The sequence below is a fragment of the Paraburkholderia sejongensis genome (assembly GCF_020880815.1).
GTDB lineage: Bacteria > Pseudomonadota > Gammaproteobacteria > Burkholderiales > Burkholderiaceae > Paraburkholderia > Paraburkholderia sejongensis.
This window is the reverse complement of sequence record NZ_JAJITD010000008.1, coordinates 249,906-274,081: the sequence shown is the minus strand read 5'-3', so window position 1 is coordinate 274,081 and position 24,176 is coordinate 249,906. Positions and strand designations below refer to the sequence as shown.

At 66.6% G+C, this 24,176-nt stretch carries 15 protein-coding genes and 1 tRNA gene; 1 reads left to right on the top strand and 15 read right to left on the bottom strand.

What is annotated here, in order from left to right:
- Positions 1 to 143: 143 nt before the first annotated feature.
- A tRNA-Ala gene (locus tag LJ656_RS17950) sits at positions 144 to 219 on the bottom strand.
- 137 nt (positions 220 to 356) lie between these two features.
- Complete coding sequence (gene gltX / locus LJ656_RS17945) at positions 357 to 1,766, bottom strand: glutamate--tRNA ligase (RefSeq protein ID WP_230510723.1); 1,410 nt, start codon at positions 1,764 to 1,766, stop codon at positions 357 to 359.
- A 449-nt stretch (positions 1,767 to 2,215) separates the two neighbouring features.
- Between gltX and LJ656_RS17940 the strand changes: the two genes are divergently transcribed.
- Positions 2,216 to 3,205, top strand: coding sequence for a patatin-like phospholipase family protein (locus LJ656_RS17940; RefSeq protein ID WP_425605955.1), 990 nt, complete (start codon positions 2,216 to 2,218; stop codon positions 3,203 to 3,205).
- Between the two features lie 150 nt (positions 3,206 to 3,355).
- Here LJ656_RS17940 and LJ656_RS17935 read toward each other — a convergent pair whose 3' ends face one another.
- The 13 genes from LJ656_RS17935 to LJ656_RS17875 all read right to left on the bottom strand — a co-directional run bounded on the left by LJ656_RS17935 (position 3,356) and on the right by LJ656_RS17875 (position 23,974).
- Positions 3,356 to 4,021, bottom strand: coding sequence for a C40 family peptidase (locus LJ656_RS17935; RefSeq protein ID WP_230510722.1), 666 nt, complete (start codon positions 4,019 to 4,021; stop codon positions 3,356 to 3,358).
- Between the two features lie 137 nt (positions 4,022 to 4,158).
- Positions 4,159 to 5,790 (bottom strand): ABC transporter ATP-binding protein, encoded by a 1,632-nt coding sequence (locus tag LJ656_RS17930; RefSeq protein ID WP_230510721.1) that lies wholly within the window; start codon positions 5,788 to 5,790, stop codon positions 4,159 to 4,161.
- Complete coding sequence (locus LJ656_RS17925) at positions 5,787 to 6,893, bottom strand: ABC transporter permease (protein WP_230510720.1); 1,107 nt, start codon at positions 6,891 to 6,893, stop codon at positions 5,787 to 5,789. Before LJ656_RS17925 ends, LJ656_RS17930 begins: the two co-directional genes overlap by 4 nt.
- Positions 6,893 to 7,930 carry a microcin C ABC transporter permease YejB gene (locus LJ656_RS17920; RefSeq protein ID WP_230510719.1) on the bottom strand — a complete coding sequence of 346 codons (1,038 nt, stop codon included), beginning with the start codon at positions 7,928 to 7,930 and terminating at the stop codon, positions 6,893 to 6,895. Before LJ656_RS17920 ends, LJ656_RS17925 begins: the two co-directional genes overlap by 1 nt.
- Positions 7,931 to 8,016: 86 nt before the next feature.
- The gene (locus LJ656_RS17915) at positions 8,017 to 9,987 is read right to left on the bottom strand and encodes an extracellular solute-binding protein (protein ID WP_230510718.1); all 1,971 of its coding nucleotides are present in this window, start codon (positions 9,985 to 9,987) and stop codon (positions 8,017 to 8,019) included.
- 209 nt (positions 9,988 to 10,196) lie between these two features.
- The gene (locus LJ656_RS17910) at positions 10,197 to 10,544 is read right to left on the bottom strand and encodes a hypothetical protein (RefSeq protein ID WP_230510717.1); all 348 of its coding nucleotides are present in this window, start codon (positions 10,542 to 10,544) and stop codon (positions 10,197 to 10,199) included.
- 359 nt (positions 10,545 to 10,903) lie between these two features.
- Positions 10,904 to 12,232 (bottom strand): hypothetical protein, encoded by a 1,329-nt coding sequence (locus LJ656_RS17905; protein ID WP_230510716.1) that lies wholly within the window; start codon positions 12,230 to 12,232, stop codon positions 10,904 to 10,906.
- 60 nt (positions 12,233 to 12,292) lie between these two features.
- A complete protein-coding gene (locus LJ656_RS17900; RefSeq protein ID WP_230510715.1) occupies positions 12,293 to 13,063 on the bottom strand; it encodes an outer membrane lipoprotein-sorting protein in 771 nt (256 codons plus the stop codon).
- Positions 13,064 to 13,106: 43 nt separating this feature from the next.
- Positions 13,107 to 14,333, bottom strand: a complete 1,227-nt coding sequence (locus LJ656_RS17895) for an ABC transporter permease (protein ID WP_230510714.1) — start codon at positions 14,331 to 14,333, stop codon at positions 13,107 to 13,109.
- Entirely contained in the window at positions 14,333 to 15,109 is a 777-nt protein-coding gene (locus LJ656_RS17890; RefSeq protein WP_230510713.1) for an ABC transporter ATP-binding protein, read from the bottom strand. The genes LJ656_RS17895 and LJ656_RS17890 overlap by 1 nt, the downstream gene beginning before the upstream one ends.
- 39 nt (positions 15,110 to 15,148) lie before the next feature.
- The gene (locus LJ656_RS17885) at positions 15,149 to 16,168 is read right to left on the bottom strand and encodes a zinc-dependent alcohol dehydrogenase family protein (protein WP_230510712.1); all 1,020 of its coding nucleotides are present in this window, start codon (positions 16,166 to 16,168) and stop codon (positions 15,149 to 15,151) included.
- The gene (locus tag LJ656_RS17880) at positions 16,165 to 17,520 is read right to left on the bottom strand and encodes an aminotransferase class I/II-fold pyridoxal phosphate-dependent enzyme (RefSeq protein WP_230510711.1); all 1,356 of its coding nucleotides are present in this window, start codon (positions 17,518 to 17,520) and stop codon (positions 16,165 to 16,167) included. Before LJ656_RS17880 ends, LJ656_RS17885 begins: the two co-directional genes overlap by 4 nt.
- Before the next feature lie 43 nt (positions 17,521 to 17,563).
- Positions 17,564 to 23,974: a type I polyketide synthase gene (locus LJ656_RS17875; RefSeq protein WP_230510710.1), complete on the bottom strand. Its 6,411-nt coding sequence runs from the start codon at positions 23,972 to 23,974 to the stop codon at positions 17,564 to 17,566.
- Positions 23,975 to 24,176: the final 202 nt, after the last annotated feature.

Here is a 24,176-nt window from a genome sequence, read left to right as displayed (position 1 = left end):
TGCTAACTGACGCTAACTTTCGTTAATTCGTTTTCGTCAACTGCGAAGACCGCTACTATAACTTCTTTTTAGTCGTTTGTGAAGTCTTTTTTACTACAACTTCGAGACTTCCGAACAACTTTCTCCTACTCGCTCTGCTGTGGTGGTGGAGGTAAGCGGGATCGAACCGCTGACCTCTTGCATGCCATGCAAGCGCTCTCCCAGCTGAGCTATACCCCCGCGGCACATCAGAGAAACGAGATTCTAGAGGTCGATTTGCGCTTTGTAAATACCCTTTGAGCAATTACATGCGAAATTTTTTCAGGTCGCGTGCATGCCCTCTCACACGCGCCTGAACGCCCGCCTCAGCGCGTCGATTAGCCCTGCGCTTTCTCGATGCGGCTCACCACGACGTCCCGGCCGAACAGCATCAACACGCTGTCGATCGACGGCGTATGGGTCGTGCCTGCCACCAGCAGACGCACCGGCATCGCCAGTTGCGGCATCTTCAGCTTATGGGCGCCGAGCGTCGCCTTCAGCGTGGCGGCGATCGCCTCTTTGGTCCACTCGACCGTCTTCAGCGCGGCGGCCAGATCGGCGAGCGCCGGGCGCACCGCGTCGGTCACGTGCTGCGCGAGCGACTCGGCATCGGGCGCCGGCACGCGATAGAACATCGCCGCGTTCTGCGCGATCTCCTTGACCGTCGACGCGCGATCCTTCATCAGCCCCACCACGCCGACGAGTTCCGGGCCCTGCCCGAGCGTCGCCGCGTCGATACCAAGTTCGGCGAAGAACGGCTTCGCCAGTTCGGCGAGGCGCGCGTTGTCCGCTTCCTTGATGTAGTGCGCGTTGAGCCAGTTCAGCTTGTCGTGGTCGTACTGTGCCGGCGATTTGCCAAGGTGCTCGAGGTCGAACCATTCGACGAACTGCTCGCGCGTGAAAATCTCCGCGTCGCCATGCGACCAGCCAAGTCGCGCCAGATAGTTGACCACCGCTTCCGGCAGATAGCCGGCATCGCGATAACCGATCACGCTCATCGCGCCGTGGCGCTTGCTCATCTTCTCGCCCTGCTCGTTCAGCACGGTCGGCAGGTGCGCATAGACCGGCGGCTCGCCGCCGAGCGCGCGCAGGATGTTGATCTGGCGCGGCGTATTGTTCACGTGGTCGTCGCCGCGGATCACGTGGGTGATGCGCATGTCGAGATCGTCGACCACCACGCAGAAGTTATAGGTCGGCGTGCCGTCCGGACGCGCGATCACGAGGTCGTCGAGTTCCTCGTTGGAGATTTCGATCCGGCCTTTGACCGCGTCGTCCCACGCGACCACCCCGGTGAGCGGATTGCGAAAGCGCAGCACCGGCTTCACGCCTTCCGGCGGCTGCGGCAGCACCTTGCCCGGCTCCGGGCGCCACGTGCCGTCGTAGCGCGGCTTTTCGCCGGCTTCGCGCTGGCGCTCGCGCAGCGCGTCGAGTTCCTCGGTCGACATGTAGCACGGGTAGACGAGCCCGTTGTCCTGCATCTGCTTGAGCACTTCGCGATAGCGGTCCATGCGCTGCATCTGGTAGAACGGGCCCTCGTCGAAATCGAGGCCGAGCCAGGCCATCCCTTCGAGAATCGCGTCGACCGATTCGGTGGTGGAGCGCTCGACGTCGGTGTCTTCGACCCGCAACACGAAGGTCCCTTTCATCTTGCGCGCGAACGCCCACGGATACAGTGCGGAGCGGATGTTGCCCAGGTGGATGAAGCCGGTGGGACTCGGTGCGAAGCGGGTACGGACAGAGGTGGTCATTAGCGTTACTCGGAGAACAGGCGCCGGCGCCCGGGCGAATGGGTTCGCGCAAGCGCGGCAGCGAAGCGTGCCCATGCTGCGCGCGAGGTCGCGCACGGACACGAGGGAAATAGGTGCAAGGGTCGAATTATACCTGCCGCACGCGGCTTGCCGCCCTTGCCGGCAGGGCCTGACAGGCGCGGCAAACGGCATGGAGGCAGACAGCCTGGCGAACCCGCACGCCGTTCCGAAAAGCCCGTCCGCCAGTTCCGAATACTTCCTCTGCAACGTTTCATTACAGTGCCCCGTGCGAGCCGATCCTTTGCTTTATGATGTGCGCGCGCTGCAGGTGGGCCCCGGTCGCATTTCGACGGGACGCCGCTCCCCGGCGCTTCGTTCCGTCTTACCTCAGCCTGACCGCGGCACGCGCGACGCCGACTGCGTCGCCCGCGCCGTTGCTGGAGAAATCGTTGAAACCGTCATCCCCGTCCTCGCCCGCTTCGTCCCCCGAATCGCTCTGCCACGCGCCGCGCCGTTTGAGCCGTCGCCACTTCTCGCTGGCAGCCGCGTCCGCGCTGCTCGCCGCCTGCACCACGACCGGCGGCAAGCTCGACGGCGCGCCGATCACCGCCACGCCCACCGCGCCGCCGGCCGACAAAGCGCAGCAAAAACCCGTGCGGGTCGCGCTCGCGCTGGGCGGCGGCGCCGCGCGCGGCTTCGCGCACATCGGCGTGATCAAGGCGCTCGAGGCGCGCAACATCCAGATCGATCTGGTCGCCGGCACCAGCGCCGGTTCCGTGGTCGGTGCGCTGTACGCGTCGGGCATGAACGGCTTCGCGCTGAACAAGCTCGCGCTGTCGATGGATGAAGCGTCGATCAGCGACTGGGCGATGCCGTTTCGCACCCGCGGCTTCCTGCAAGGCGTGGCGCTGCAGAAGTACCTGAACACGACGCTGAACAACCGCCCGATCGAGAAGATGGCGCGGCCGCTCGGGGTAGTCGCGACCGATCTGCAGACCGGTCAGCCGATCCTGTTCCAGCGCGGCGATACCGGCATTGCGGTGCGCGCGTCGTGCAGCGTGCCGTCGATTTTCGAGCCGGTGAAGATCGGCGGTCATGAATACGTGGATGGCGGCCTCGTGAGTCCGGTGCCGGCGTCGTTCGCGCGCAAGATGGGCGCGGACTTCGTGATCGCGGTCGATATCTCGCAGCGCCCGGAGACCGGCGTGATCAGCAGCTCGTTCGACGTGCTGATGCAGACCTTTACGATCATGGGCCAGTCAATCAAGGCCTACGAACTCGACAAGTATGCGGACGTCGTAATCCGGCCGAATCTGGCGGCGATGAGCGGCAGCGACTTCTCGCAGCGCAACGCGGCGATTCTCGCCGGCGAGGAAGCGGTCGCGAAGATGATGCCGGAGTTGCAGCGCAAGCTCGCGGCCCGGCGGATGGCCGGCTGACGGCGCGAATCGGTGCGTCGCAGGGCTGGGCGCGATTCCAGCGCCAGCCGCGGCGGCAAAAACATCGGCGCCCCAAAACGCAAAAAAGCCTGCTTCGATGAAGCAGGCTTTTTTATTTCGCCAGATTATTTTGCCAAACTCAGGCTGGAATCAGTTGTTGCCGCCGAGCGTCGCGTTCACGCGCTGGCGCAGATCGTCGCCCTGATACGAGGTCTCGATCCGGCGCGCGCCGGTGAAGCGCTTTTCCCAGTAGCCGTCATCCATGTCGTCGACGCGGATCGTGCTGCCGGTGGACGGCGAGTGCACGAACTTGTTGTCGCCGATATAGATGCCGACGTGCGAGAACGTGCGTCGCATCGTATTGAAGAACACCAGATCGCCCGGCTTCAGGTCGCTTACACGCACCTTCTCGCCCACCCGGCTCATCTCCTCGGCGCGGCGCGGCAGCGCGAGGCCGAGCGTGTCCTGGAACACGTAGCGCACGAAGCCGCTGCAATCGAGCCCCGAATCCGGCGTATTGCCGCCCCAGCGGTAGCGCACGCCGATCATGTTCAGCGCGCCGACCACGACGTCGCCCGCTTTGCCGGCCATGCCGGAAAAGAACGACTTCGCGCCGCCGCTATTGCTGTCGGCAGCGGGGGTTTGGGCAGTGGAGAGGGACAGGGAATTCGACCCGGAGCTGGTCGAATAGGAGGCATTCTGATTGAAACTGCTGACTTCGTCGGCGAATGCGCCGGGAGTTGCTGCCATCAAGACGCCAATGAACATCCCGGCGACGACGCGCGTGCAAGCCTGGGTTAGATTTCTGTGCTGCATTGGTCGGAAGTTTTTGCCAAAAAATCAGGGGGCTAGGGAAAAAAGTTTGGTCGATACTAATCAGTAAGTATTTGTGTGTCAAAACAAATAGAAAAAATCAATCGAGATACGCACGCAATTGTTAAACGAGTGAAAAATCAACGATCAAGCGCTGCTTTCAGCAGCTTTCGCGTGTAAGGATGCGACGGCGTCGCAAAAATTCGCTCGACCTCGCCGGCTTCGACAATCGATCCGTTTTGCATCACCACGACCCGGTGCGCCATTGCCCCGATCACTTCGAGGTCGTGGCTGATAAATACGAAGCCGAGGTTGTATTTGTGCTGCAAACCGCTCAACAGTTTGAGCACCTGCTGCTGGATCGAGACGTCGAGCGCGCTGGTCGGTTCGTCGAGAATCAGTACGCTCGGTTCCAGCACCAGCGCGCGGGCGATCGCGATCCGCTGGCGCTGGCCGCCCGAAAACTCGTGCGGATAGCGATACAGCGCGGTGCGGTCGATGCCGACTTCGCGCAGCACCGCGACCACCTTGTCGCGGCGAGCTTGCGCGGTCATTTGCGGCCGATGCAGCGCCAGCCCCTCGCCGACGATCCGCTCGATCGTCTGGCGCGGCGAAAGCGAACTGAACGGATCCTGAAAGACCACCTGCATATTCGAGCGCAACGCGGTCTTCGCGGCACCGCGGTAGCTGCCGAGCGCCCTGCCCTGAAACTCGATCTCCCCGTGCGCGGTGCGTTGCAGGCCGAGCAGCGCCATCGCGAGCGTCGACTTGCCCGAGCCCGATTCGCCGACAATCCCGAGCGTCTCGCCCTGGCGCACCGACACGCTGGCCGCGTCGACCGCGCGAAAGCGTCCCGACTCGAACCAGCCGCGCAGGCCCGGCAGCTTCGTTTTGAAGTCGACCGACACGTCGCGCGCTTCGAGCAGCACCGGCGCGATCGGCAGCACCGGCACGACCGCGCGCTGCGGCCGGCTCGCCAGCAGGCGCTGCGTGTACGGATGCTGCGGGGACTCGAACACCTGTTCGACCGGCCCGGTCTCAACCAGCACGCCCCGCTCCATCACCGCGACGCGCTGCGCGAAGTGGCGCACCAGATTCAGGTCGTGGGTGATCAGCAGCACCGCCATCCCGCGTTTTTGCGCTTCGTCGCGTTGCAGCTCCAGCAACAGTTCGACGATCTGCGCGCGGATCGTCACGTCGAGCGCGGTGGTCGGCTCGTCGGCCAGCAGCAGCCGCGGCCGGCACGCGAGCGCCATCGCGATCATCGCGCGCTGGCGCTGGCCGCCCGACAGCTGATGCGGATAGCTGTTCACGCGCTTGCCCGGCTCGGTAATGCCGGTGCGCGCGAGCAGCTCGACCGCGCGCTTCGCCGCTTCCAGCGCGCTGACGCCGTCGTGCGTGACGATCGTCTCAGCGATCTGGTCGCCGATCGTATACAGCGGGTTGAGCGCGGTCATCGGCTCCTGGAAGATCATCGCGATGTCCGAGCCGCGCAGCCCGCGCATCTGCCGTTCGCTCTTCGCGAGCAGATCTTCGCCGGCGAAGCGGATCGCGCCGCTCACCTCGGCGTCGGCCAGCAGGCGCAGCACCGACAGCGCGGTCACGCTCTTGCCCGAGCCCGATTCGCCGACCAGCGCGACCCGTTCGCCGCGCGCGATCGCCAGCGACACGTCGTTGACCGCAACCGTGTCGCCGAACGTGACGCGCAGATGATCGAGTTCGAGTAGCGGCGCGTCCGTGCGCGGCGGCTTCACATGCGGCTGCGCGCTCATTGATTGCCTCCCGCGCGCATCGCATCGGAGATCCGCGTATCGAGCGCATTGCGCAGCGCGTCGCCCATGAAGGTCAGGAGCAGCAGCATCGCGACCAGCACGCCGAACGTCGACATCGAAATCCACCACGCGTCGAGATTCGCCTTGCCCTGCGCGAGCAGTTCGCCCAGGCTCGGGGTCGGCGACGGGACGCCGAGGCCGAGAAAGTCGAGGCTGGTCAGCGCGAGAATCGAGCCGCTCATCCGGAACGGCAGGAACGTGATGACCGGCGTCAGGCTGTTGGGCAGCACATGGCGCCACATGATCTGCCAGTTCGACAGCCCCATCGCGCGCGCCGCCCGCACATAGTCCTGCTGGCGATTGCGCAGGAACTCCGCGCGCACGTAATCGGACAGGCCGATCCAGCCGAACAGCGACAGCAGCACGATCAGCAGAATGAAACCGGGCTCGAAGATCGCCGAGAAGATGATCAGCAGATACAGCTCCGGCATCGCGGCCCAGATTTCGATCAGCCGCTGCCCGACGATATCGGTTCGCCCTCCGAAGTAACCTTGCACGGCGCCGGCCGCGATGCCGAGCACCGTGCCGATCAGCGTCAGCACCAGACCGAATTCGACCGACACCCGAAACCCGTACAGCAGCCGCGCGAACAGGTCCCGGCCGCGGTCGTCGGTGCCGAGCCAGTTCTGGCGCGACGGCGGCGCCGGGTTCGGCGCCTTCGAGAAGTAGTTCAGCGTGTCGTAGTAATAGCGGTTCGGCGGATACAGCGCGAAATTGCCCGGCGCATCGAAACGATGCTTGAGATACGGATCGAGATAATCGGCCGGGGTCGGGAAGTCGCCGCCGAAGGTGGTCTCCGCATAGTTCTTGAACAATGGGAAATACAGGTGGCCGTCGTAGCGCACCACCAGCGGCTTGTCGTTCGACCACAGCGGCGCCGCGAGGCTCGCCGCGAACGCGACCACGAAGATGATCAGGCTCCAGTAGCCCAGACGCTGCTGGCGAAACCGCTGCCAGACGCGGCGCGCGGGCGTCGGCGACTGCAAGGCGCGCGCGGGTTCGGTGCGCGCTGCCGCGTCGGCGGAAAGGCGGGCTCGATTCATCAGCGCTCCAGCTGTTCGAATTGGATGCGGGGATCGACCCACACGTAGCACAGGTCGGAGATCAGCTTGGTGACGAGGCCGATCAGCGTGAACACATGCAGCGTGCCGAGCACGACCGGATAGTCGCGCCGCATCACCGACTCATACGACAGCAGCCCGAGCCCATCGAGCGAAAACAGTGTTTCGATCAGCAGACTGCCGGTGAAAAACGCGCCGATGAAGGCGGCCGGAAAGCCGACGATCAGCGGCAGCAGCGCATTGCGAAACACGTGCTTCCACAGCACGCGCTTTTCCGACAAGCCCTTCGCGCGCGCGGTCAGCACGTACTGCTTGCGGATCTCGTCGAGAAACGCGTTCTTCGTCAGCATCGTGACGACCGCGAAGCTGCCGATCACCGACGCGGTGACCGGCAGCGTGATGTGCCACAGATAGTCGAGCACCTTGCCGATCACGCTCAACTGGTCCCAGTTATCCGACGTGAGATTGCGCAGCGGAAACAGTTGCAGGAAGGTGCCGCCGCCGAACAGCACCAGCAGCAGCACGCCGAGCACGAAGCCCGGAATCGCGTAGCCGATCAGCACGATCAGGCTGGTCGCGAGATCGAAGTTCGAACCGTTGCGCACCGCCTTCGCGATGCCGAGCGGCACCGATATCAGATAGGTGAGAAAGAACGTCCATAAGCCGATGCTGATCGACACCGGCAGCTTCGAGACGATCAGCGACCACACGCTTTGATGGCGGAAATAGCTCTGGCCAAGATCGAAGGTCGCAAAACGTTTGAGCATCAGCCCATAGCGTTCGAGCGGCGGCTTGTCGAAGCCGTACAACTGCTTCAGTTGCGCGAGCTGCTGCGCGTCGACCCCGCTATGCGTGCGCAGCCCGAACGGCGACGCGCCCTCCGCGCCCTTGCGCAGCTCGTGCTGCATCTGCTCGACGGGGCCGCCCGGCACGAACTGGATCACGACGAAGGTCAGCGTCAGCACGCCGATCAGCGTCGGGATCATCAGCAGCAGGCGTTTGAGGATGTAGCTCCACATAAGCGGTAGTTCCGGTGCGAAGGCGTTGGTGTGAGCGACCTGTGAGCGACGTATGAGCGAGACGGTGGACGACGGCGGCCGCTGAATCAGCGATCTTCGTGCCACCACATCGACGTGATCCAGCCTTCCGCGCCATAGTACAGCGGCAAGGTTTTCGGCCACGCGAGCCCGCGCCTGAACGCGACCCGGTGCGTGCCGCTGTACCAGTGCGGCACCACATAGTAGCCATGCATCAGCAGACGGTCGAGCGCGTGCGCGGCGTCGGTCAGCTGCTCGCGGGTTTGCGCGTGCACGAGCGCGTCGAGCACCGCATCGACCACCGGCGACTTCACGCCGATCGCGTTATCCGAACCAGGCGTATCCGCGGCCTTGCTGCCGAAGCGGTTGATCTGCTCCTGACCGGGCACCTGCACGTCCGGCATGCGGATCGTCGTCACGTCGAAGTCGAACGCGTCGAGGCGCTTCTGATAGACCGCGTAGTCGGCGACCCGGAACGTCGCGGTGATGCCGAGCTTTTGCAGGTTGCGCGTGAAGGTCGCGATGATCGGCTCCATCGACGCGGCCGAACCGGAGTCGTCGAGAATCTCGAAGCGGAACGGCTCGCCTCGCGCGTTGCGCAGCGCGCCGTCGCGATAGGTCCAGCCGGCCTGTTGCAGCAGATCGCGGGCCTGCAGCAGATTGGCGCGCAGCGAGCCGGGCGGATCGGTGTCCGGCTGCTTCGGCAGCGGCCCGAACACGGCCGGGTCGAGCTGGTCGCGCCACGGCTCCAGCAGCGCGAGCTCGCCGGCAGACGGCAGCCCTTTCGCCTGCCATTCGGTATTGGCGAAATAGCTGTCGATGCGGGTGTACTGGCTGTAGAACAGCTGCCGGTTCAGCCATTGAAAGTCGAGCGCGAGATCGAGCGCCTTGCGCACGCGCACGTCCTGGAACAGCGGCCGGCGCGCGTTCAGGATGAAGCCCTGCATCCCGGTGCCGTTGTGCTGCGGGAATACGCGCTTGATCAGCTCGCCGCTGTCGAACTTCTTGCCGACGTCGCGCCGCACCCAGTTGCGCGCGATGTACTCGACCAGCACGTCGTACTCGCCGGCCTTGAACGCCTCGAGCCGCGCGGTCGCGTCCGCGTACAGCTTGTAGACGATGCGATCGAAGTTGTTCATGCCGACCCGCACCGGCAGATCGGCGCCCCAGTAATCCGGATTGCGTTTGAAGGTGATGTTGCGGCCGTTGTCGTAGCTCTCGATCAGATACGGGCCGCTGCCGATCGGCTTTTCGAACGCCAGTTGATCGAACGGAATGCGGCTGCCGTCGGCCTTGAGCCCCCACTTGCGCGAGAACACCGGCATGCTGCCCGCGAGCAGCGGCAACTCGCGATTGCGCTCGCGAAACTCGAAGCGCACGGTGCGCGGATCGACGACCACCGCGCGCTTGATCTCACCGAAGATCGACGCGTATTGCGGCGCGGCCTGCGGGCTTTTCAGCGTGTCGAGGGAGAACTTGACGTCGTCGGCGGTGACCGGGTCGCCGTTCGAAAAGCGCGCGCGCGGATTGATCCGGAACGTGACCGACAGACCGTCCGGCGCGACCGCGATGTCGTCGGCGAGCAGCCCGTAGATCGACGCGACTTCGTCGGCGCTGCCGACCGCGAGACTCTCGAACATCAGTTCGAGCCCCGGCGCCGCGTTGCCGCGCAGGGTGAACGGATTGAATTTGTCGAAGCTGGTCAGCCGGCTCGGATTCGCGAGCACCAGCGTGCCGCCCTTCGGCGCGTCGGGGTTGACGTAGTCGAAATGTTTGAAGCCGGCCGGATATTTCGGCTCGCCGTATTGGGCGATCGCGTGCGCCGCGTGCGCGGCCGGCGCGAGCAGAAGCGTCGCGCAGAGCAGTACGGCTGAAATTGCGGCTGAAATCGCGGCTGAAACCGTGGCTGACCGCGCCGCCGAAGCCACAGCCGGAAACACGGTCGCAAGCGCGGCGGTGAGCGCGGCGCGCAACGGTCGATGAATCACGCTGCGTCGAGGTGCAGCCGTCGTTTGAACCCGTTGCGAGCCAGTGATCATAGAGTCGTGCTGGGAAGTGGGCAGTGGCGTTGGGAGCGATTCTACCCAATTAATCTACGTATTCCCGTCCGTTCCCGCCCCCTTCCGCTCCTTTCGCTCCTCGCCGCGACGTGATGCGCGCCACGGCAAAACCGCCGGCCCAAAAACAAAAACCGCCCTCGCGGGCGGTTCCTTATTGCAGCGCGACTCGAAGCCGCCAGCCGCGCGACTCAGTGCCAGCCGTGGCGGTGGTCGTAGTGGTCGCGCGCATAGTCGCCGCGACCGTGCGGATGATGGCGATACCAGTCGTCACGATCCCAGTAGCGACGGCCGTCCCAGTAACGGTCGCCGTGCCAGCCGATCACGACCTGCGGACCACCGTAGTAGACCGGCGCGGGCTGATAGACGACCGGCGGCGGGGGCGGAGGCGGCGGTGCGTAGACCGGCGCCGGGGCGACGTAGACCGGCGCGGGAATACCAATATTGACGCCGACGTTCAGCCCCGCGGCCATCGCGGCCCCCGATGCAGCCAACGTCAACACCCCGAGCAGAAGCGGAACAACACGAGCGGACTTCATGGATTCACCCTTGGTAGGAACGTTTTGTTGGCGGAAATATAGCGCAACGCAGCATCGCGCGTATTTCAACTTTGTAATAACTGATGCGGAAGATCGCCGCTCCGGACGCTGGGTAACGTCTGGTTACATCGGCCAGCCGACCGCGCAAATCCGCCGCACCGGCATGGCCTACCTGCCGGCGGGTCGGGCGCTTTCCCCTCTTCCGCGCTCTCCTTCACCCGCTCGCCCCTCTCGCGACACTATCTCAAGACGAACATTTTCATTTTCTAAATAACATCAACGTTCGGCTAACTTCCCTTAAGTCATCAGATCACCCACCCATCGTGAAATCCACCCCGCGAGCGCGTGCCCCCCGCCGGTCACTTCCAGTAGTAGTGCAGGCCGCTCATCAGCGAAAAGCGCGCGACCTGCACGAACTCCGACTGCGAATTGCCGACGTTCCACTGCGCGAACGCGAACAGCTCCGCGTTCGGCGTGACCTTGTAGTTCAACGACAGCGCCGCGTTGCCGCCGCGCGGCGCATCGAACGCCTGGGAGTAACGCAGCGTCACGTCGAGCTTGTTGAACAGATCGGTGCGGCCCACTTGCAGCAGCGCGTAGCGGCGCCCGAGCAGACTCTGCTGCGGATTGAGCGCCTGCCCCAGCACGCCGGCCGCCGCGACGTTGCCCATCGCGAGCGCGCCGTTCGCGGCCTGGATTGCCGACTGATACGCGCGCCGCTCGCCGCTCGAATAACCGTCGCCGTTGTACAGCAGCTCCAACGTCCCGGTCCAGCCGGACGGCACCGTATAGCTCGCGCCGAACAGCGCGCTCGCGCGCAGCGACTTGTCGCGCGTCTGGTTCTGCGCGAACGTCCAGCCCGCCGGCGCGCCGGTCTGCGGCACCGCGAAGAGCGCACTGCGGCCCTGGCCGAGCGAGGCGTCGCCGTACAGCAGCAACGCGTCCGACACGGTCCACGTGCCGTACGCGCCGAGCCGGTTCACGCCGTCGTCGCGATGCGAGACGAGCGCGCTCGCGCTCGCCGCGTCGCCGGTCCAGTTCACTTTCAGCGCGGTCACCGGCGAGAAATACGCTTTGGTCGTATCGCGCGTATCGACGTGGAAGTTGCCGATCGCTTCGACGCTCCATGCGGGCGACAACTGCGCGGCGAGCCGCGCGAAATCGCGGCCGAGCATTTCGTTGACCGGATTGGTCTTGCCGGTCTCGGCGAAAAACGGATTGCTCGGCGACAGCAGGATCGAGCTGCCCCACAGCAGCACGCCGCGCCCCACTTCGGCGGTCACCCCACGCAGCCGGCACGACAGCCGCCCTTCGTTCAGATACGCGTCGGTCGAGCTGCGCGGATTCTCGCCGGGCGTGCTGCCCTGCCAGACAAAAAAACCGCGCGGTTTGAGCTGCGCGTAACACGGCCCGGCCTTCAGCGTCAGATCGACGCGCGGATCGACTTCCCCCTTTAATTGCGGCACTTGCGCGATCCGGTTGTCCGGATTGGCGAGCGACTCGCGGTTCAGCACGGTCGCGGTGCCGTAGCCGAGCGCCTGAATGTTGTAGTCGAACGACAACCAGTTCGATATGTCGTCCTGACCGTCGTCGGCCCATGCGGTACCCGCTGCCGCGGCCCAACCGAGCAGCGCCAGCGGCAGCGTGCGCAGACGCAGCCTCGCGGACACGCCGGGCACGTTGGGCACGCCGGGCGCTCGGCCCGCCCGGCCCCGTTCGTTTCGACGCATCACCTCGCTAACCCGCCGTCACGGACGATTGAGCGCATCGAGATTGAACGTGTCGGCGGCGAACTTCTTCGTCTTCACGTCCGAATACTGCAGCACCGAGTAGTTCGAGCGATCGATCGTGTCCTGGATGCTCATCTTGCTGACGAACGGCTGCGTGCTGCCGTCGATCTGCAGCTTATTGCCGATCTCGAACTGCGCGGTCTTGAACAGCTTGCCCGACACCGTGTAGAACTCGGCCTTCAGCGGCACGCGGCGCGCGACCGACACGTAATAGACGATCCGGTCGTAGGTGACGAAGCGGCTCTTCGCGACCAGATTGATCACGTACGCGTCCTCGCCGTTCACCGGCTCGGTGCGCAGGATCGTCGCGTCGTAGTCCTTCGCATAGTTGGTCGATGCGATATCGCCGTTCGACGCCGGGCCCACCATCTTCTGCCGGGTCGAGATCGACACCGGCTTGGTCAGCGTCGCTTTGCCGAACCACATGCTGCGGCCGTTCTGCAGCAGGCGGCTGCCGGCTTCGCGCGGCGGATAGGTGGCCTGCGCGAGGCTGTCGTCGCCGCTCGCGCGCACCACGTAGGTCCGCTTGTCGATCGGGCCGCCGGAGTCCTGGCCGGTGATATCGATCGTCCATTGCACGCCGTCCAGCCCGCCGCCGCGCGCGCGGTCGCTCGCCGCGACGATTTCGGTCGGATTCGGCTGGTCGGCCGCGGCCGCGCGAAGCGGCACTGCCGCGCCGCTCGCGAGCAGCGACATGCCGAGAAAAAACACTGCTTTCAAACGCTGCATCGTATGGGTACCTGACAAGGAGATGGGAAACATCGATCGACGCTCAGACGAAACTCAGCGCGTCGACCACTTCGATGCGGGTCGCGCGATACGCGGGCCACGCCGCGCACAGCACCGCGAAAAAGCTCACCGCGAGCGCGATCAGCAGCATCCGCGGCCAGTCGAGATCGACCTGCAGCAGCACGCGATACGACGAATTGGGCGGCACGTAGCCGATCCCCGACGCGTTGATCGCGAGCGCCGCGAGCACCGTGATCGCGAAGCCGGCCGCGCAGCCGAGCAGCGCGATCCACAGCCCTTCGAGCGAGAACAGCCGCACCACGCCCGCATTGGTCAGGCCGAGCGCGCGCAGCGTGCCGATTTCGCGAGTGCGTTCGACCACCGCCATCGACATCGTGTTGGCCACGCTCATCGCCGAGATCACCAGCACGATGCTGGCGATGAACGAGAAGATCATGTCGAACAGCTGGCGGACCTGGCTGTAGAAGCTGGACAGCTCCTTCCACGTTTTGATTTCGACGTCGAAGCCCGCGTCGCGCAGTTGCCGCGCGAGGTCGAGCCGCACGCGGTCGGTGAGCGCCGCGTCGTCGAGCAGCACGACCAGCCGTTCGACCGAGCCGGTGTTCATCAACGACTGCGCGAGCGCGAGGGTGGTCAGCACGTACTTGTCGTTGGTGCCGGCGCTGCCTGTGTTGAAGATGTCGACGACGTCCGCGTCCACCGCGTTCGCCTGCCCGTCGAGCGTCGATGCGAGCAGGCTGAACGTATCGCCCTTCTTCAGGTTCAGCAGCTTCGCGAGATCCGACGACACCGCGACGCCCGCGTCGTGTTTCGCATCGAGCCGGCCGCCCGAATCGTCGGTGCCGCCCGCGCCGAGCAGGTCGTTATGCCGCGGCACGATCCCTTCGCCGATAAAGATCGTCGACGCCTCGCCGTTCGAGATCAGCCCATTGAGCGACAGGCGCGGCGAGATCAGTTTCACGCCGGGCTCGCGATGAATCAGCGCTTCGATCTTGCGGGTGTCGTCGGGCGTGAACAGATAGCGCTTCGGATTGAGCTTGCCTTCGAGCAGGAAGCCGCGCCGGAAGATCGTCAGGTGTCCGAGACGTTCGCCCATCACCGCCTGCTGTTCGAGCCCGGCATAGACGTTCGAGATATAGCCGCTGAACAGATTGATCGCGGTCAGGCCGAACGCGATCGCCGCGAGCGTGACGAAGCTGCGGCGGCGATTGCGAAATACATTTTTGAGTGCGAGAAGCAGCGCATGCATCAGTGGGAATCTCCTGCGGGAAGCCGGCCGTCGCATAGCCGCAAGCAACGGGTCATATAACGCAGCGCCCGCTCGTCGTGCGTCGAGAACACGAAGGTCACGCCGTGCGTGCGATTCAGACGCTGGAACAGCTGCATCGCCGCGTGGGTGTTGTCGCTGTCGAGGCTCGCGGTCGGTTCGTCGGCGATCACCAGTTGCGGCTCGCCGATCAGCGCGCGCGCGATCGCGACGCGCTGACGCTGGCCGCCGCTCATCTGCTCGGGGCGCTTGTGGTGATGACCGGCGAGGCCGACTTCGTCGAGCAACTCGCGGGCACGCGCGCTTTGCGCGGCATTCGTGCGGCCGGCAAGACGCAGCGGCAGCAGCACGTTGTCGAGCGCGCTCAGCACCGGGATCAGGTTGTAGCTCTGGAACACGAAGCCGATCAGCGCCTGGCGGCGCCGCGCGTAGCCGGTCGGCGTGAGGCGCGAAGTCGGCTCGCCCTGCACTTCGATCTCGCCGGTCGAAGGCTTGTCGAGCAGGCCGATCAGATTGAGCAGCGTGGTCTTGCCGCTGCCGGACGGCCCGACGATCGCGAGCATCTCGCCCGCCGGCACGTCGAGATTGAGATTGGCCAGCGCCTGCGTTTGGCCGTAGCTGCGGCTAACGCCTTTCAGGCGCACCACCGGCGTGCTCTGCGGTGTTCCCCGCGGCGCGAGCGAGGCCGGCGGCGCAAACGACGCCAACGGCGCGCTTTCCGCGTCAGGCGCCGCGGCTTCCTGCGAATCGATTCTCATAGATATCCTGATGATTTTTAGATGGCGCGGCAGCTTGCATCAGCGCGCGGAGCCGCCGGCGCCAATCGCGCCCGGCTCCCCGTTCGGCAACAGATAAACCTTGCCCGGCCGCACCGGCTGCGCGGCCTCGCGCAGCGCCTTGCCGATCGCATCGAGCGGATAGGTCGCGGCGACCTCGCTGCGCAATACGCCCGCGCGCACCAGTTCGACCGCCTCGGCGAGCAGCGCGTCGCGTTGCGCGTGCGTCATCCGCGCGAGCCGCCTGGTGAGCCAGAAGCCCTTCACGCCGATGCCGCGAAAGATCGCGTCGTCGCAATCGAGCTGAATCGGGCGGCCCGACAACATCCCGTAGTTGACGATCGTGCCGCCGCTGTCGAGCAGCGCCGCGAGCCGCGCGACGCCGTCGCCGCCGACCGCGTCGAACGCGACGGTGAGCGGCGCGCTGCCCGCCGCCGCGCGCGCCGCCCTCACGAGCTCGGGCCCGTCTTCGAGCGCGACGTCGCCGCCCGCGGCCAGCACCTCGGCGATCGCCTCGGGCCGGCGCACGATATTGAGCGTGCGCAGACCGTCTTGACGCGCGATCTGCATCACCGCGCGGCCGACGGCGGACAGCGGCGCGGTCTGCACCAGCCAGCCGCCGGGCGCGAGCGCGGCCTGGCGGCGCACCAGTTCGAGCGCGCTGCACGCGCCGACTTTCAGCCCCGCCAGTTGCAGCGGATCGAGCGGCGCGCCAACCTTGAACACCAGCGACGCGGGCAGCCGGCGCCGCTGGCACCAGTTGTCGTTGGCCATCAGAATCACCTGGTCGCCGGGCGCGAGTTCGCTGACCGATGCGCCGCATTCGACGATCCGCCCGACCGCTTCGAGACCGGGCGTCGCCGGCAGCTTCGGCAGCTCGCCGTAGTGACCGGCGATCCGCGCGAGATCGGCGAGATTCACCGCGCACGCGTCGATGTCGACCAGCACCTCCCACGCGGCCGGCGCGCCGGGCGCGGCGACCTCGCAGCAGCGCACGACCTGCGACGGCGGCCCGAAGGCGTCAATCCGGATCTGTTTCAAAAGAGTCCCCTGCTCGCCGGCGCGGCGGCTTTCAGCTCGACCAGCAGCGCGATCGTGCGGTCGATCTGTTCGCGCGTATGCGCGGCGTTGATGAAAAAGCGCAGCCGCGCGGCGTCGCGCGGTACCACCGGGAAGATCATCGGGAACGTGAAGATGTTGTTGTCGAACATCCGCGCGGCCATCCACAGCGCTTTCTCGCCGTCGGGCAGCATCACCGGGATCACCGCCGAGCCTTCGCTGACGCCGGTGTCGAGACCCGCCGCGCGCGCCTGCGCACGGAAGTAGTCGGCGCTCTCCAGCACGCGGCGCGCGCGCTGCGGCTCGTCGCGCATGATGCGCAGCGCCGCGAGCCCGGCCGCGGCATTGGCCGGCATCGGCGACGCGATATAGAGCCCGAGCCCCGGCGCGTAGTGCTTGAGCATCGTGATCAGCTCGCGGCGCCCGGCGATATAGCCACCGACCGTCGCGAACGCCTTGCTCATCGACGCGTAATGAATGTCGATGTCGGCCGGGTCGAGCCCGAAGTGATCGACCACGCCGCGTCCGCGCGGGCCGATCACGCCCATCGAATGCGCTTCGTCGACCATCAGCAGCGCGTGATAGCGCTTCTTGATCTCGATCAGCCGCGGGATATCGGGAATATCGCCGTCCATGCTGAACACGCCTTCGGTCAGGATCAGCACCCGCTCGTAGCTGCCGCGATGCTCGGCGAGCAGCCGTTCGAGCGCGTCGCCATCGTTGTGCGCGAACGCGAAGCGGCGCGCGCCGCTCAGTTTCGCGCCGACCAGCATGCTGTTGTGGACCAGCTCGTCGTACAGCACGAGGTCCTGCTTGCGCGCCAGATAGCCGATCGCCGCGACGTTGGTGCCGTAGCCGCTGACGCCGAGCACCGCGTCCTCGACGCCGAGCATGTCGGCCAGCTCGCGCTCGAACTCGCCGAACACCGGGATCTCGCCCATGATGATCCGGCCCGAGCCGGTCGAGGTGCCGTAGCTGTCGATCGCCTGCTTCGCCGCTTCCTGCACGCGCGGATCGCCCGACAGGTTCAGATAGTTATACGAAGAGAAATTGATCATCTTGCGGCCGGCCACTTCGACCTCAGCGCTGACCAGCCCGACGTGCTCGCGGAACATGTTCCACTCGTAGCCCTGCTTGTCGTAATACCAGCGCGTGTTGGTGTATTCGCGCAGCTCCGGAAAGCGCGCGAAGTCGTAGTGCTCGGGGCCTATCGTGACTTTCGCCGGGCTGTGACGGGGCGCGGGCGCGTCGTCACCGGCCGCGGCGCCGCCGGCGACGGGCGGCTTGCCGAGCAGCTTCGCGCGCAGGCGTTCGATATGGGTGGCGGGATTCATCGGCGAGTCTCCTTGCAAGTGTCGAAGTCGGTTCTCAGCCGCATCACGCGACCTTCGCGACCGGCGCGGCCGCGTCCGCGTCGCCCCAGCCGAACGCGTTCAACGTCTTGTCGACGATCGCGCGCACGGTCAGGTCATCGAGAATCTCCAGCACCGACACCGCGATGCCGAGATGGCGATTGAGCAGCGACTGGATTTCGGTCGCCATCAACGAGTCGACGCCGAGATCGAGGATCGGGCGGTCGACCGGGATCGCGTCGGCGCTGGTCTCCAGCTCGTCGGCGATCAGCGCGGCGACGAGGCTCGCGAGCACGGTGAAGCGCTCGGCGGCCGGCACCTCGGCCAGTTCCGCGCGCAGCACCGCGCCCGGGTCCGCGTCGGCGCTGGTGTCGGCGGCGATCAGCTCGCGAAAGCGCGGCGACTGCGCGGCCAGCGTTTCATAGCGGCCCCAGTCGCTCCAGTTGGTGATCAGCGTGATGCCGAGCTGGGTCGTCTCGCGCAGCAGCGCGCGTTCGAGCCAGCGCAGGCCCTCGGCCGACTGCATCCCGCGCAGCCCCATGTAGCGCATGAACTGTTCGAGCTTCTCGTCGCGGGTGACCACGCCGACGTCGGCAATCGCCCCCCAGTTGATGCTGGTGGCCGGCAGCCCGAGCGCGCGGCGATGCCACGCGAGGCCGTCGAGGAAGCCGTTGGCCGCCACGTAGCTCGCCTGGCGGCTGTTGCCGACCAGGTTCGCGATCGACGAATACAGCACGAAATAATCGAGCGCCATGTCGCGGGTCGCCTCGTGCAGCAGCCGCGCGCTTTCCGCCTTGCTGCGCATCACCGCGACGAGGTTGCGCGGATCGAGCTCGGCGACCGGTTCGTCGATGATCACGGCCGCCGAGTGGAACACGCCGGCCAGCGGCGCGGCCGAACTCGCGAGCGTCGCGAACAGATCGCTGACCTCGCCGGCCTTCGACAGATCGCACTTGATGAACGCGACGTGCGCGCCGCGCTCCTCCAGTTCCGCGACGAACGCGCGCCGCTCCGGCGTATCGATGCCGCTGCGCCCGGCCAGCACGAGATGCCGTGCGCCATGCTCGATCAGCCAGCGCGCGGTCTTCTGACCGAAGCCGCCGAGGCCGCCGGTCACGAGATAGCTGGCGTCGGCACGGAAGTTCAGCGCTTCATGCACGCGCAGCTGCAACGGCGTGTCAAGCGCGTCGAAGCTGACGATCAGCGGGCTGTCCGCGTCCGGCAGCGCGAGCTTGCGGCTCGCCAGATCGACGATCGACACGGCGAGGCTATCGACCGGCGTCAGCTCGCCGCGGCCCACCCGTTCGACCGCGTCGCGCAACGCCGCGACGAAGCGGCCCCCGCGCTGCGTGAGCACCGCGAGATCGGCGCGCACGATCGACGCGGCCTGCGGCGGCACCGTGAACGGCTGCGTGCGCGGCGCGGTATCGATCAGCACGCCGCCGGCGGTGAGCGCGTACCAGCCGAAGCTGTCGGCCCACGCGCTCATCGGCGCGACGATCGCGTCGAAGCCGCGATCCGCGGTCACGTCGGCGACCGCCGTTTCGAGCGCCGCGTGGGTCGCGGCGATCGCCGCGACCACGTTGCCGGCCGGCTGACGCGTCGAACCGTCGGCGGGACTTGCGAACAGCGTGGTCTCGATGCCGCGCCGGCGCAGCGCCGCGCCGACCGCGAGACCGAGTTCGTCGGCGGCGATCAGCACGCGCGCGCCGGCGGCGAGATCGGCCTGCTCGACGACGCGCTCGGCGACCGCTTCGCGCAGCGCGACGAACAGCAGCGCCGAGGCCGCCTTCGTCTGCGCGGCGCCTGGCGCGGCGGGCAGCTCGACCAGTTGGAACGCCGAGCGCGGGCCGCGAATATGACTGGCGAAATCGGCCGGCGCGAGACCGTACACGCGCTGCCCGACCCGCAGATCGGTGACGTCGCCACCTACTGCGCTGACCGTCGCGACCACTTCGACGAAGTCCTGATCGAGCGAGTCGGCGCCCGAGTGGCGCAGCGCGCGCATGGTCAGCGCGATCTGTTCGATGCGCAATTCGAGCGCGTCGCTCGCGAGCGGCGCGCGCATCGTCTCGATCAGCTTCACGCTGCCGGCGCTCTGCTGCTCCTCGTGTTCGGCGACGCCGCGCACCTGCACCGCGCGCTCGCTGCCGAGCGGCACCGTTTCGATGCGCGGCGCGGCGAGCCACGGCTTCGCTTCGAGACGGCTCGCGAAGCGGTGGCCGCGGCGGATCGCGACTTCGTCTTCGTCGGCGTCGCACAGCAGTTCGAGAATCGCCGCGTCGAGATCGTCGTCGCTCGCGGCGGCCGGAATATCGACCGTGCTAAAGCGCATCGCTTCGAGTTCGTTGAACGCGACGCGCGCGAAACCGTTCAGCGCGGTTTGCGCGGGTTCGACCACGATATGGTTCGCGCGGTCGCCGTCGCCGACACTGAACGCATTGCGGGTCAGCAGATACGTGCGCGGCCGCTGCGCGACCGGCAACGCCGCCAGTTGGCGGGTGACGCCGAGCATGAACAGCAGCGCTTCGGTGGCAGTCGGGTCGACGCCGTCGAGCGCGGCCTCGGCGCCGTGCGCGAACAGCACGCCGCTGACCGGGCCGGCCGCGGCGAGGGCCTTCGCGATGTCGTCGGCCGAGTCGGGGCGCACGCTAATCCGCGCGCCGTCCACGTTGAAACCGGCGCCCGCGTGCAGCCGCGCGCAGACTCGCGCGCCGAACGCTTCGAGGCCGTCGGCAAGTCGGTCGGTCAGCGCGGCGGCGGCCGGGTCTTCGACCACCAGCCAGTGACCGAGCCGCTTCGGCTCGCTCGCGCTGCCGGCGTCGTGCCATTCGTAGCGAACCATCTGCAGCTTGACCGGATCGCCGAAGTCGTCGGTGCGCGCAACCTTCGCCGACGACGCGGTCACGCGCATCTCGCGGATCACCGCGAGCACCGCGCCCGAGTCGTCGACCAGCGTCAGGTCCGCGTCGATATGCTGCGGGCTCACGCGCACCTGCACCGCCTCGCACCAGTAGCGCGCGGGCAGTTGCGGGACCAGCAGACGCAGCTCCTTGAAACCGGTCGGCAGGAAAGTCGCTTCGTTGTCCTCGAGCAGGCCGACCAGCACCTGGAAGCACGCGTCGAGCATCACCGGCTGCGCCAGATAACCGGCCTCGCGCAGCGCCGGATCGCGTTCGATCAGCGCCAGCACGCGGCCGCCCTGCGGCGCCAGATGCAGCGCCTTGACGGTCTGGAATTTTTCTCCGTACTGCAAACCGATGCGGGCGAGCTGGCGATAGAACCCGGCCGGCTCGCGCTCGACCGGCAACGCGGCGCGCCATGCGGCGAGATCGACGCGGCGCGCCTCGGCCGCGCCCAGCGCGGCGACGCTGGCGGTCAGATGCAACTGCCCTTCGCCGATCTTGCCGCTGTCCAGGCTGCGAATCGCCGCGCGGCGCGTGTCGCGGTCGTAGCTCGATACGTAGTCGATCGCGCGGTCGCCGGCCAGCACCAGCGGCGCGCGAATCTCGACATCGCCGATGCGCCAGCCCGGCGCGCGCGGATGCAGCAGCGCGGCCATTTCGAGCAGCGTTTCGATGTAGCCGGCGGCCGGCATGATCGCGGTGCCGGACACAATGTGATCCTTCAGATAGGCAAGCTCGTCGTATTCGAGGTCGTTGACCCACACGCCGGTCGCCGGATACTGCTCGCAGCCGAGCAGCGGCCGCTCGGTCGGGCTCACGCGCTGATACACCGAGCGCTCGGTTTCGAGCCACGCGCGCTCGCGCTGCCACGGATAGTTCGGCAGCGCGGTGAAGCGGCCCGCGCCGTTCAGCGCGCGCCAGTCGAGCGTGCAGCCGCTCGCGAACACCTGCGCGATCGCGCGGTACACGCGCTTGCATTCGGCCTCGTTGCGTCGCAGCGTTTCGACCAGCCGGATCTCTTTCGCGCGCGCCTTCACACAGTCGCGCATCGCGCTCGACAGCACCGGATGCGGGCCGACTTCGACGAAGGTCGCGAAGCCCGCGTCGACCAGCGACTGCACCGCGTCGGCGAACGCAACCGGCTCGCGCACGTTGCGCGCCCAGTAGTCGGCGCTGAACGATGGGCCTTGCAGACGCTGCCCGGTGACCGTCGAATAGACCGGAATTGCCGGCTCGCGCGCGACGATGCCGCGCAGCGACGTGGTCAGCTCGTCGAGAATCGGCTCCATCAGATAGCTGTGGTACGGCACCTCGACGTTCAGCACGCGGTTGAAGATTTCGCGCGCGGACAGCTCGGCGGCCAGCGCCTCGATCGCCGCGGTTTCGCCCGACAGCGTCAGCGTGTTCGGGCCGTTCGCGGCGGCGATTTCGACGCGGCCCGCGTACGCGTCGAGCAACGGCGCGAGCGCGTCGCGGCCGACGCCGACCGCGAGCATGCTGCCGCTGCCGGCGGTTTGCGCCTGCAAACGGCTGCGTTCGTAGCTGACCCGCAATGCGTCTTCGAGACTCAACGCGCCGCTGACCGCGGCCGCCGCGACCTCGCCGACGCTATGGCCGACCACCGCGCCCGGCGTCACGCCCGCCGCGCGCAACACCGCGACGATCCCCCACTGCACGATGAAGTTGGCCGGCTGCGCGTAGATCGTCTTCGTGATCTGCGAGTCGGCTTCGCTCCTGAGCATCTCGGCGAGAATCGAAAAGCCGGCGATGCGCTGGAAAATCGCGTCGGCCTCGTCGACGGCCGCGCGATACAGCGGCTCGTCGCGATACAGCTGCTGGCCCATCGCCCACCACTGCGGACCCATGCCGCTGAACACCCAGACCGGCAAATCGCGCGCGCCGACCACCTGCTGACCGGTGACCAGTTGTTCCGACAGCTCGCCTTGCACCAGCGCATGCAGCGCGGCGCGCAACTGCTCGCGGTTCGCGCCGAGCGCGACCGCGCGCTGGCTGAGCGGCGCGCGGCGCAGCGCGGCCGAATGCAGCAGATCGGTGAGCTTGGTTGCGGGCGCGTCGAGCACGTCGCAATAACGCTGCGCGAGCGCCTGCAACGCGGCGGGGCTGCGCGCGGACAGCGGCAGATAGAGCGGCAGATGGTCCGGGCGCTTCGGTGCTGCATTGACCTTGGCAGCGGCATCGTTGGCAGCCGTTGCGCTTGCGGCCGCGTTTGCCGGCTGCGGCGCCGAGCGCAGCACCACGTGCGCATTGGTGCCGCCATAGCCGAACGAATTGATCGCGACGAGGAACGGCTCGCCGGCCGGCGCGAGCGTAATCGGCGCATCGGCCAGCCGCACGCCGAGTTCCTCGAACGGAATACCCGGGTGCGGGGTTTGCAGATTGCCGAGCGGGAACGCCTCGCGATGCTGCAACGACAGCACCGCCTTGATCACGCCCGCGACGCCGGCGCCGGCTTCCATGTGACCGATGTTGCTCTTGATCGAGCCGAGCACCACGCGCTCGTCGCCATGACGGCCGGCGCCGTACACCGAGCCGATCGCGGCCGCCTCGATCGGATCGCCGACCGCGGTGCCGGTGCCGTGGCATTCGACGTAGCGCACGTTGCGCGTGTCGATCGAGAATCGTTCGGACACCTCGCGAATCAGCGCGCGCTGCGCTTCTTCGCTCGGCATCGAGATGCCGGGCGTGCGGCCGTCCGAATTGACGCCCGCGCCCGCCACCGTCGCGAGGATCGTGTCGCCGTCGGCGAGCGCGCGATCGAGCGGCTTGAGCAGCACGATGCCGCCGCCCTCGGCGCGGCCGTAGCCGTCGCCGCGCGCGTCGAACGACTTGCACTGGCCGTCGCGCGACAGGAACTGCCCCTTGCTCATCCCGATCGGGTACTCGGGGCGCGTCATCACGTTCGCGCCGCCCACCACCGCCATCTCGCAGTCGCCGGCCCAGATATCGCGGCACGCATAGCTGAACGCGACCAGCGACGACGAACACGCGGTGTCGATCGACAGGCTCGGTCCGCGCAGATCGAACGCATGCGACAGGCGGTTGGCGAGCATCGTCATCATCATGCCGGCGGCGGTGTTCGCGTTGTGGCGCGTGCGGTTCGACACCTGCATCAGCGTGACCATATGGTCGAGCATGAAGCCGCCCACATAGACGCCGACCTTGCGGCCCGCGTGCGCGGGCAGATCGAGACCGGCGTTCTCGAACGCTTCCCAGATCAGTTCGAGCAGCAGACGCTGCTGCGGGTCGATGTTCTCGGCGACGCGCGCGGGCAGATCGAAGAAGCCGGCGTCCATCGCGCGCACGTCCTGCGTGATGAAGTTCGCGCGATCCACATAGGCCTTGCCCTTCGCGCTTTCGTCGGACGCGTAGTAGCGCGCGGCATCCCAGCGGTCCGGCGCAACGGGGCCCGCGGTCACGGTCCGCGCGCGCAAGGCCTCGACCAGCAGATCAAGGTTGTCGAGACCACCCGGGAAACGCCCGGCCATCCCCACCACCGCAATGTCACGCATATTCGTTCCTTATTCTAATAACTCTAAAAAATATTGACAAATACTATCGGCATAATTTAATTCAGCATCGCATTTTCCGGTTTCTTATATGTTCTATTTATTATTGAGATTTGGCATTGGCCGGAGGGCTGAACTAACGCGCTTATTACGGAGAAAATACCCTGCAAACCAAGGTGTTTTTCACACCACGCGCACAACTGGT

Coding starts and splice junctions, on each gene's coding strand:
- LJ656_RS17880 (WP_230510711.1), bottom strand. CDS start 17,520: ATGAATCCCGCCACCCATATCGAACGCCTGCGCGCGAAGCTGCTCGGC.
- LJ656_RS17875 (WP_230510710.1), bottom strand. CDS start 23,974: ATGCGTGACATTGCGGTGGTGGGGATGGCCGGGCGTTTCCCGGGTGGT.
- LJ656_RS17925 (WP_230510720.1), bottom strand. CDS start 6,893: ATGAATCGAGCCCGCCTTTCCGCCGACGCGGCAGCGCGCACCGAACCC.
- LJ656_RS17900 (WP_230510715.1), bottom strand. CDS start 13,063: ATGCAGCGTTTGAAAGCAGTGTTTTTTCTCGGCATGTCGCTGCTCGCG.
- LJ656_RS17910 (WP_230510717.1), bottom strand. CDS start 10,544: ATGAAGTCCGCTCGTGTTGTTCCGCTTCTGCTCGGGGTGTTGACGTTG.
- LJ656_RS17920 (WP_230510719.1), bottom strand. CDS start 7,930: ATGTGGAGCTACATCCTCAAACGCCTGCTGCTGATGATCCCGACGCTG.
- gltX (WP_230510723.1), bottom strand. CDS start 1,766: ATGACCACCTCTGTCCGTACCCGCTTCGCACCGAGTCCCACCGGCTTC.
- LJ656_RS17935 (WP_230510722.1), bottom strand. CDS start 4,021: ATGCAGCACAGAAATCTAACCCAGGCTTGCACGCGCGTCGTCGCCGGG.
- LJ656_RS17915 (WP_230510718.1), bottom strand. CDS start 9,987: ATGATCACTGGCTCGCAACGGGTTCAAACGACGGCTGCACCTCGACGC.
- LJ656_RS17930 (WP_230510721.1), bottom strand. CDS start 5,790: ATGAGCGCGCAGCCGCATGTGAAGCCGCCGCGCACGGACGCGCCGCTA.
- LJ656_RS17895 (WP_230510714.1), bottom strand. CDS start 14,333: ATGCATGCGCTGCTTCTCGCACTCAAAAATGTATTTCGCAATCGCCGC.
- LJ656_RS17890 (WP_230510713.1), bottom strand. CDS start 15,109: ATGAGAATCGATTCGCAGGAAGCCGCGGCGCCTGACGCGGAAAGCGCG.